The organism is Streptomyces aureus (genome assembly GCF_001418135.1).
Lineage (GTDB): Bacteria > Actinomycetota > Actinomycetes > Streptomycetales > Streptomycetaceae > Streptomyces > Streptomyces aureus_A.
Genome location: NZ_LIPQ01000032.1, coordinates 1 through 8,674, shown reverse-complemented (window position 1 = coordinate 8,674; position 8,674 = coordinate 1). Strand labels below are relative to the sequence as shown.

The window sequence follows — 8,674 nt, the reverse complement described above, 5'->3', positions numbered from 1 at the left end:
GACGCCCGCACCGGTGGACCCGGCGGGGGCCGGTGTGGGGTCCACCGGTGCGGGCGTCGGGTCCACGGGGGTGGGCGTGGGGTCCACCGGCGTGGGTGTGGGCGTCGGTGTCGGCTTCGGACTCACGACCTCCGGTGCCGCTCCGCAGGCCGGGTCCTCCCTGCCGTGTCCACAGGTGGAACGGGGTGTCTCAAGTTCCAGGCTGGTGCGGAGCCGTCCGTCTTCGGTCGGTGGGTTCCTGGTCTTCAGCTGGGTGATCTCCAGGTCGGGGACGGGCACGGAGAAGGCCAGCGCGGAGGGCACGTAGGTGTCGCCGCGCGTCGCGAAGGTCAGATCGGCCGAGGTGGCGCCCTGCGGGACGGCGCCGTCGGGGATGTCGAAGGCCTTCACGTCGATGCTCAGGTTGTCGGCCAGGTCGGGGGCGACGGCACCGTCGTCCGCACCGCTGAAGAAGTTGTCGGCGCTGCCCCGGCGGGCGTCGGTGACGTTCTTGCCGCCGACGAGGAAGGTGTCGCCCGGGGTGTTCCGGTCGCCCTCGTACGCGGTGACGCCGGCCCGCGCCCTGCCGCCGCTCCGGCGGAAGCCGTCCACGGTGATCGTGGTCGCGGGGGAGGTCGAGCGCTGGAGGACGTGCCCGCCGTACACGTACACCTTCCGCCGCTCGGGCGCGCGGACCGGGTCCGGGCCCGGGAACTCGTGGACGACGGTCAGCGACCAACCCGCCACGCAGCCCTTGCCGTCGGGGGCCCAGATGTTGCCGACGGCCACCTGCGCGTCCGTCCCCGACGTGCCCGCGAAGGCGGCCGTCACGTCCGACTCGCCCGTGTAGTAGTGCGGGCCGTCGGTGTCGGCCGGGTCGGCGACCATGCTGTCGATCGAGACCGGGGTCGCGGGACCCGCACCGACCTTGATCACCGGTGCGGTCGTCGTGGGGTCGCCGGGCGAGCGCCCGACGTCGGCGCCGGAGACGTCGCAGCGGTTCAGCCGCGCCCCGCCCGGCCCCTTGAACGTGCCGTCGTTGCCGCCCCAGAAGAGCCGGGCGTACGCCACCTCCGCGCCCGCCGGGATCCGCACCCGGCCGGTGCTGGAGCCGTGGTCGCTCCCCATGCCGCCGGCGTCGATCCGCCGCATCACGAAGGTGTCGTTGCCGTCCGGGCCCCGGCCGCTCGCCGCCGTCGCACAACGGGCGGCCGGATCGGCGGGGGCGGTCGGACAGCCCATGACCGTGTTGCCGATCGTCGTGAAGTCGCCGTACAGCGACGCGTCGTACCGCTTGCCGAAGGGCTCGACGACGTCCGCCGCGGCCGGACCCGCCGCGGTGAACGCGAGCGAGCCCGCCGCCAGTCCGACGGCCACGACGGCCGCGAGCACCCTGCCCAGGTGATGTTGTCTGCAGCGCATAAAAGGGCAATGTATGCAAAACGGATCATCATCCGGCGTTACGCCACGCGGTCGGGCCGGGAGGTCAGGCCACCCGGCGGCGCGCGTACTCCACGATGTCGGCCATCGGCGGCCGTTCCTCCGTGTCCACCGCGTACGTCCGCGGCTCGAAACCCTTCTCGCCCCGCTCGAACTGCGTCAGCCGCGGCCGCACCAGATGTCCTCGCGAGAGCCGCAGCTGCGCCGTCCGGTAGATCGCCGCCGCCATCCGGCCCAGCGCCTGCCCGTCCTGGTGCCGGTGCTTGCGCACCCCCACGTCCACCTGCGCGAGCGCGTCCAGGCCCACCGTGTGCAGCGCGTCCACGAGCAGGCCGAGCTCCACCCCGTAACCGACCGGGAAGGGCAGCCGTTCGAGGAGGGACCGGCGCGCCGCGTACTCGCCGCCCAGCGGCTGTACGAAACCGGCCAGCTGCGGCCAGTGCAGATTCAGCAGCGGACGCGCCACGAGCTCCGTCACCCGACCCCCCTGACCAGGGGTGTCTCCGAACGGGCGGTCGTACATCGCCTTCACGAAGTCCACGTCCGGGTCGGTGAGCAGCGGGCCCACGATCCCCGACACGAAGTCCGCCGAGAAGTCCCGCAGATCCGCGTCGATGAAGCACACGACGTCCCCGGTGGTCACCATCAGCGACCGCCACAGGACCTCGCCCTTGCCCGGCACGGCCGGTATCCGGGGGAGTATCGCGTCCCGCGCGACCACCCGCGCCCCGGCCGCCGCCGCCACCTCCGCCGTACGGTCGGTGGAGCCCGAGTCGATCACCACCAGCTCGTCGACGAGCGGCACCGCCTCCGACATGAGCTCGCGCCGGATCACGGCGACGATGTCACCCACCGTCGCCTCCTCGTTCAGCGCCGGCAGGACGACGCTGACCTTCGTGTTCCGCTTCGCGGCGAGGATCCGCTCCAGCGGCCGGTCCGCCACGGACCAGGACCGCCGGCCCAGCCAGCGCTCCACCTCTTCCAGCACGTGATCTCCATCTCGCGGTTCGGACGGCCGGTCCAAGCGTCCGGGCCTTCGGTTACAGTCTTGAACAACGCGGATGCCCGATGCACGTCGGGGTGCCGCCCGCGCCGGAGCGCAGGAACGAAAGTTCACCGCGCTTCACAATCGAATACCGCTCATCCAGAGGGGCAGAGGGAAACGGCCCGTTGAAGCCCCGGCAACCCTCCAGTCGGTTACTCGTCCTCCAGCGAGGCTCCCGGCTAGGGAAGGTGCCAAATCCGTCTCATGGCGAAAAATTCGTCATGGGAAAGATGAGGAGAAAGGGCCTCGCCTCCATGGCTGTACAGACTGTTACCCCCGCCACTTCGGTCGACCTCGGTCCCGCGTCGGGACTTTCCTGTCGGGAATGCGGTGAAATCTTCCCGCTCGGCCCGATCTTCGCCTGCGAACTCTGTTTCGGACCGCTCGAAGTCGCGTACGACCTCCCCACCGGCGACCCCGAGGCGCTGCGCAAGCAGATCGAGGCCGGCCCCGCCAACATCTGGCGCTACGCCCCGCTGCTGCCCGTCCCCGCCGACGTCGCGGACAAGCCCAACCTGAACCCGGGCTGGACCAAGCTCGTCCAGGCCGACAACCTCGCCCGCGAGATCGGCGTCGCCCCCGGCAAGCTCTTCGTCAAGGACGACTCCGGCAACCCGACCCACTCCTTCAAGGACCGGGTCGTCGCCCAGGCCATCGAGGCCGCCCGCGCCTTCGGCTTCACCACCCTCTCCTGCTCCTCCACGGGCAACCTGGCCGGCGCCGTCGGCGCCGCCGCCGCCCGTGCCGGCTTCCGCTCCTGCGTGTTCATCCCGCACGACCTGGAGCAGGGCAAGGTCGTCATGGCCGGTGTCTACGGCGGTGACCTCGTCGCCATCGAGGGCAACTACGACGACGTCAACCGCTTCTGCTCCGAGCTCATCGGCGACCCGCTGGGCGAGGGCTGGGGCTTCGTCAACGTCAACCTCCGCCCGTACTACGGCGAGGGCTCCAAGACGCTGGCGTACGAGATCTGCGAGCAGCTCGGCTGGGTCATCCCCGACCAGCTCGTCATCCCGATCGCCTCCGGCTCCCAGCTCACGAAGATCGACAAGGGTCTCCAGGAGCTCATCAAGCTGGGCCTCGTCGAGGACAAGCCGTACAAGATCTTCGGCGCCCAGGCCGAGGGCTGCTCCCCGGTGTCGGTGGCCTTCAAGGCCGGCCACGACGTCGTACGGCCCCAGAAGCCGAACACGATCGCCAAGTCGCTCGCGATCGGCAACCCGGCGGACGGCCCGTACGTCCTCGACATCGCCCGCCGCACCGGCGGTGCCGTGGAGGACGTCGACGACGTGCAGGTCGTGGAAGCGATCAAGCTCCTCGCGCAGACCGAGGGCATCTTCGCCGAGACCGCGGGCGGCGTGACCGTCGGCGTCGCGAAGAAGCTCGTCGAGAACGGGCTGATCGACCCGAACCTCACCACCGTCGTCCTCAACACCGGCGACGGACTCAAGACCCTGGACGCGGTGGCCGACACCTCTCAGGCGACCGTCACCATCCGCCCGAGCCTGGACGCGTTCCGCGACGCCGGCCTGGCCCTCTGAAAGGTTACGAAGACATGGCCGTGAACGTCCGCATCCCCACCATCCTCCGCACCTACACGGGCGGTCAGTCCGAGGTCCAGGCCGAGGGCACGACCCTCGCCGAGGTCATCGCGGACCTGGAGAAGAACCACACGGGCATCGCCGCCCGCGTCCTGGACGACCAGGGTAAGCTGCGCCGCTTCGTCAACGTCTACGTGAACGACGACGACGTGCGCTTCGAGCAGGGCCTGGAGACGGCCACCCCGGCCGGCGCCGGCGTCTCGATCATCCCGGCCGTCGCCGGAGGCTGCTGAGCCCTGCGGGGCCCGCCGCTTGTCCCGTCTTTCTTAATTGCCCCTTCCGCGCCATAAAGCGGAAGGGGCAATTCTGCATGGTTGAGCGCGGTAGAGTTGGGGAAGTCCCCTCCGCTGCTCATGCCGGGCGCATATGAGAATGCGTCCCCGCACGACAAGAAGCAGCCAAAGTGCGTGCGCGTTGTGTACCTTCTGCACGCTTTGCCGGGCCCGACTTGCCCGGTAATTCAAGGGATTCTCCCCAATTCGCCTTTCCGTGGCGCCCAGAATTCTCGCTCGATTGACCTGTTGCAGAGGGCAGTTGGGCAGATACATTCAGCCGCGGTCGACGCGTTCCGGCGCAGGGTCTGACCCGGGTTCCGCGAAGTGCGGGTCCCGCGCAAGGGCCAGTAATAGGGGAGTTAGGCATGGCTCAGGGCACCGTCAAGTGGTTCAACGCGGAGAAGGGCTACGGCTTCATCGCGGTCGACGGTGGTGCGGATGTTTTCGTCCACTACAGCGCGATCCAGATGGATGGCTACCGCAGCCTCGAAGAGGGACAGCGAGTCGAGTTCGAGATCTCGCAGGGCCAGAAGGGTCCGCAGGCGGACATGGTCAAGCTCGCCGTCTGAGCGCGGCGCGATCGGCCACCGACGCAACGCCGTCGAGGGGTCCGCATCCCTGAGGGGATGCGGACCCCTCGCGCGTTCCGAGCTTGACCATGTCCCCTGCGGAGCCCGTTCCGCGCCTGCTCAGCGCCCCGTCAGCGCCTGTTCCGAGCACGTTCCGCGCCCCTCTCGCGCCCCTCCCGCAACCCCCTGCCCCACATCCCGATCGTCGAGAGTCGCTTGCACTCTCATAGGGCGAGTGCTAATCATTGGCGTTAGCACTCGGAAGGTGAGAGTGCTACGAGGATCGGGCAGACGAGGCCGCCGGCCGGGTGGGGCAAGGAACCACGCGGAGCTGCGGAGGCCGTCCGTCGCGGGCGTCGGCGCGGTCCTGGAGCGTTATCCACCCCATGTCCGGGAGGACCACTTCACATGGCCAAGATCATCGCGTTCGACGAGGAGGCCCGGCGCGGTCTCGAGCGCGGCATGAACCAGCTCGCTGACGCCGTCAAGGTCACCCTCGGCCCCAAGGGTCGCAACGTCGTCCTCGAGAAGAAGTGGGGCGCCCCCACGATCACCAACGATGGTGTCTCCATCGCCAAGGAGATCGAGCTCGAGGACCCGTACGAGAAGATCGGCGCCGAGCTGGTCAAGGAAGTCGCCAAGAAGACGGACGACGTCGCCGGCGACGGTACGACCACCGCCACCGTTCTCGCCCAGGCGCTCGTCCGCGAGGGCCTGCGCAACGTGGCCGCCGGTGCCAACCCGATGGCCCTCAAGCGCGGTATCGAGAAGGCCGTCGAGGCCGTCTCCGGCGCCCTGCTCGAGCAGGCGAAGGATGTCGAGACCAAGGAGCAGATCGCTTCCACGGCCTCCATCTCCGCCGCCGACACCCAGATCGGCGAGCTCATCGCCGAGGCGATGGACAAGGTCGGCAAGGAAGGCGTCATCACCGTCGAGGAGTCCCAGACCTTCGGTCTGGAGCTGGAGCTCACCGAGGGTATGCGCTTCGACAAGGGCTACATCTCGGCGTACTTCGCCACCGACATGGAGCGTATGGAGGCGTCGCTCGACGACCCGTACCTCCTGATCGTCAACTCCAAGATCTCTTCGGTGAAGGACCTGCTCCCGCTCCTGGAGAAGGTCATGCAGTCGGGCAAGCCGCTGCTGATCATCGCCGAGGACGTCGAGGGCGAGGCCCTGTCGACCCTGGTCGTCAACAAGATCCGCGGCACCTTCAAGTCCGTCGCGGTCAAGGCCCCGGGCTTCGGCGACCGTCGCAAGGCCATGCTGAACGACATCGCCATCCTCACCGGCGGCACGGTCATCTCCGAGGAGGTCGGCCTGAAGCTGGAGAACGCGGGCCTCGACCTGCTGGGCCGCGCCCGCAAGGTCGTCATCACCAAGGACGAGACCACCATCGTCGACGGTGCCGGTGACAGCGAGCAGGTCGCCGGTCGCGTGAACCAGATCCGCGCCGAGATCGAGAACAGCGACTCGGACTACGACCGCGAGAAGCTGCAGGAGCGCCTGGCGAAGCTCGCCGGCGGTGTTGCGGTCATCAAGGCCGGTGCCGCGACCGAGGTCGAGCTCAAGGAGCGCAAGCACCGCATCGAGGACGCCGTTCGCAACGCGAAGGCGGCCGTCGAGGAGGGCATCGTCGCCGGCGGTGGCGTGGCCCTGCTCCAGGCTTCCTCGGTCTTCGAGAAGCTCGAGGCCGACCTCACGGGTGACGAGGCCACGGGCGCGAACATCGTGAAGCTGGCCCTTGAGGCCCCGCTGAAGCAGATCGCGGTCAACGCCGGCCTCGAGGGCGGCGTCGTGGCGGAGAAGGTCCGCAACCTGCCCGTCGGCCACGGCCTGAACGCCGCGACCAACGAGTACGTCGACCTCATCGCCGAGGGCATCATCGACCCGGCGAAGGTCACGCGCTCCGCGCTGCAGAACGCCGCGTCGATCGCCGCGCTGTTCCTCACCACCGAGGCCGTCATCGCCGACAAGCCGGAGAAGGCGTCCGCGCCGGCCGGCGGCGGCATGCCGGGCGGTGACATGGACTTCTGATCCTCCGGGATCGGCGGTTCATCGCGGAACGCGGAAAGCGGGACGCACGAACGGACCGAGGGCGGCACCCCTGCACGGGGTGCCGCCCTCGGGCGTTCCAAGGGTGCACCTGGTGCACGGAAGAGCTGGAAGTGCTGGGTGGGGACGGCGGGGTGATCCTGGAAGTGCCCCTTCGTGAAGGGAACGGACCATGGTCACCCTCCTGACGACCCCGGCCGACCGTGAGCTGGTCATCACCCGCACCTTCGACGCCCCGCCGGCCCGGGTCTGGGAGGCGTGGACGGTCCCCGGGCACGTCCGGGAGTGGTACGGGGTGTCGGCGCTGACCACGACGGTCGTCGACATCGATCTGCGGGTGGGCGGTGCGTGGCGCTGGGGCCAGACCGCACCGGAGGGCCAGGAGATCGTCTTCTCCGGCACGTACGAGGACGTCGTCCCGGTCGAGCGGCTCGACTACACGGAGGTCTTCGAGCAGATGCCGGACGCCGATCCGGTCCGTGTCACGCTCACCTTCGACGCGACCCCGGACGGCGGTACGGCCCTGACCAGCACGTCCTTCTGGCCGTCGAACGAGATCAGGGACCAGGCGCTGGCGGCGGGCATGGAGGCGGGGGTGCGGGAGCAGTACGACCGCCTCGCGGAGCACCTGAAGTCGATGTGAGGGCCGGCCGCCGCGACGTCACGGGCGTCGGAAGAGCGCCGTCCAGAGGAAGGCTTCGCCGAAGGCGGGGGAGTCGGCGGCCTCGTCGCGCATGCGACGGACCTCGATGTCGGTCAGGCCGGCGAAGATGCCGCGCAACGAGGCGTCCGTGTAAGCGAGTCCGCCGTCCAGCCCGCCCTTCCGGTAGAAGTCGGCGTCGGGCAGTTCGGAACCCATCCCGCCCTCTCCGGCGGCGAACGCGGTGAGCGCGAAGTGTCCGCCGGGCGCGAGGACGCGGTCCAGGAGCGCGAGGTAGCTGATGCGGCGGTGCGGCGGCAGGTGGTGGAAGCAGCCGGAGTCGTAGACGAGGTCGTACGGCCCGTCGAGTGCGGTCCCGGGCGCGAAGGCGTCGCCGCACACGAACCGCACTCCCCGCTCGCCGGTCTCCGCGGCGCGCTCCTCCGCCCAGCGGATCGCGGTGGCGGAGAGGTCGACGGCGTCCACCTCGTACCCGAGCGACGCGAGGTGCAGGCTGTTCCGCCCGGGCCCGCACCCGAGGTCGAGGGCACGTCCGCCACCGGCGGGGAGCAGCCCCCGCTCGACGTACGAGACCAGGTTCTCGTCGGGCTTGGCGACGAAGAACGGCACGGGCTTGTCCCGGTCGGCGTAGAACCCGTCCCACCAGTCGGCCCCGCCCCGCGTCCACCGGTCGGCGTCGGGCACGAACAGCCCGTCGAGCAGGGTGAGTACGTCGTCGATGGTTCGGATGTGGCGGACAGTGAGGTCGTTGCGGTCGTTCAGGCCCATGTGGATCTCCCCTCCGAGTCCCTCAAGAATAAGGCGAGTTGAGGTAAAAGCCCAGGTCAGGCGGGGTGGCCGGAAGGGTTGGATGGCCGTCGAGGGGCGCTGGGGCCCTTCGCGGGGCGGGTCCGTCCGCGGGGCCCCTCGTGCCCGCCCAGCCCCGGGAAGGGGCCTTCCGGGGCGTCTCCGGGGCGGGTTTCCGCAGGGAATCAGGCCCGCTGCGCAGCCATGGTCCGAGCCGGATTGAACGGGTTCGAAAATGGCGTCCCGTCGTTCCCCGCCTCTGC

At 69.7% G+C, this 8,674-nt stretch carries 8 protein-coding genes and 1 riboswitch; of the genes, 5 read left to right on the top strand and 3 right to left on the bottom strand.

Features of this window, described 5'->3' with window-relative positions; genetic code table 11:
- Both AOK00_RS03800 and AOK00_RS03795 read right to left on the bottom strand, forming a co-directional pair.
- A partial coding sequence (locus tag AOK00_RS03800; RefSeq protein WP_216822230.1) for a hypothetical protein occupies nucleotides 1-1,401 on the bottom strand: 1,401 nt, incomplete at its 3' end.
- Between the two features lie 64 nt (nucleotides 1,402-1,465).
- Entirely contained in the window at nucleotides 1,466-2,407 is a 942-nt protein-coding gene (locus AOK00_RS03795; protein WP_055598880.1) for a glucosyl-3-phosphoglycerate synthase, read from the bottom strand.
- Between the two features lie 149 nt (nucleotides 2,408-2,556).
- A riboswitch (SAM riboswitch) is annotated at nucleotides 2,557-2,701 on the top strand.
- Here AOK00_RS03795 and thrC point away from each other — a divergent pair.
- The 5 genes from thrC to AOK00_RS03770 all read left to right on the top strand — a co-directional run bounded on the left by thrC (nucleotide 2,695) and on the right by AOK00_RS03770 (nucleotide 7,607).
- Nucleotides 2,695-4,005, top strand: coding sequence for a threonine synthase (gene thrC, locus AOK00_RS03790; RefSeq protein WP_079041823.1), 1,311 nt, complete (start codon nucleotides 2,695-2,697; stop codon nucleotides 4,003-4,005). It overlaps the preceding riboswitch by 7 nt.
- Before the next feature lie 14 nt (nucleotides 4,006-4,019).
- Complete coding sequence (locus tag AOK00_RS03785) at nucleotides 4,020-4,298, top strand: MoaD/ThiS family protein (protein WP_055598878.1); 279 nt, start codon at nucleotides 4,020-4,022, stop codon at nucleotides 4,296-4,298.
- A 407-nt stretch (nucleotides 4,299-4,705) separates the two neighbouring features.
- Nucleotides 4,706-4,909 carry a cold-shock protein gene (locus AOK00_RS03780; protein ID WP_015035246.1) on the top strand — a complete coding sequence of 68 codons (204 nt, stop codon included), beginning with the start codon at nucleotides 4,706-4,708 and terminating at the stop codon, nucleotides 4,907-4,909.
- Between the two features lie 408 nt (nucleotides 4,910-5,317).
- Nucleotides 5,318-6,946 (top strand): chaperonin GroEL, encoded by a 1,629-nt coding sequence (groL, locus tag AOK00_RS03775; protein ID WP_055598877.1) that lies wholly within the window; start codon nucleotides 5,318-5,320, stop codon nucleotides 6,944-6,946.
- A 190-nt stretch (nucleotides 6,947-7,136) separates the two neighbouring features.
- The gene (locus AOK00_RS03770) at nucleotides 7,137-7,607 is read left to right on the top strand and encodes an SRPBCC domain-containing protein (RefSeq protein WP_055598876.1); all 471 of its coding nucleotides are present in this window, start codon (nucleotides 7,137-7,139) and stop codon (nucleotides 7,605-7,607) included.
- An 18-nt stretch (nucleotides 7,608-7,625) separates the two neighbouring features.
- Here the strand turns inward: AOK00_RS03770 and AOK00_RS03765 are convergent, their stop codons facing one another.
- The gene (locus AOK00_RS03765) at nucleotides 7,626-8,393 is read right to left on the bottom strand and encodes a class I SAM-dependent methyltransferase (protein ID WP_055598875.1); all 768 of its coding nucleotides are present in this window, start codon (nucleotides 8,391-8,393) and stop codon (nucleotides 7,626-7,628) included.
- Nucleotides 8,394-8,674: the final 281 nt, after the last annotated feature.

What these genes read in the sequence shown, in the direction of transcription:
- thrC (WP_079041823.1), top strand. Translation starts at nt 2,695, where the DNA reads ATGAGGAGAAAGGGCCTCGCCTCCATGGCTGTACAGACTGTTACCCCC.
- AOK00_RS03785 (WP_055598878.1), top strand. Translation starts at nt 4,020, where the DNA reads ATGGCCGTGAACGTCCGCATCCCCACCATCCTCCGCACCTACACGGGC.
- AOK00_RS03780 (WP_015035246.1), top strand. Translation starts at nt 4,706, where the DNA reads ATGGCTCAGGGCACCGTCAAGTGGTTCAACGCGGAGAAGGGCTACGGC.
- groL (WP_055598877.1), top strand. Translation starts at nt 5,318, where the DNA reads ATGGCCAAGATCATCGCGTTCGACGAGGAGGCCCGGCGCGGTCTCGAG.
- AOK00_RS03770 (WP_055598876.1), top strand. Translation starts at nt 7,137, where the DNA reads ATGGTCACCCTCCTGACGACCCCGGCCGACCGTGAGCTGGTCATCACC.
- AOK00_RS03765 (WP_055598875.1), bottom strand. Translation starts at nt 8,393, where the DNA reads ATGGGCCTGAACGACCGCAACGACCTCACTGTCCGCCACATCCGAACC.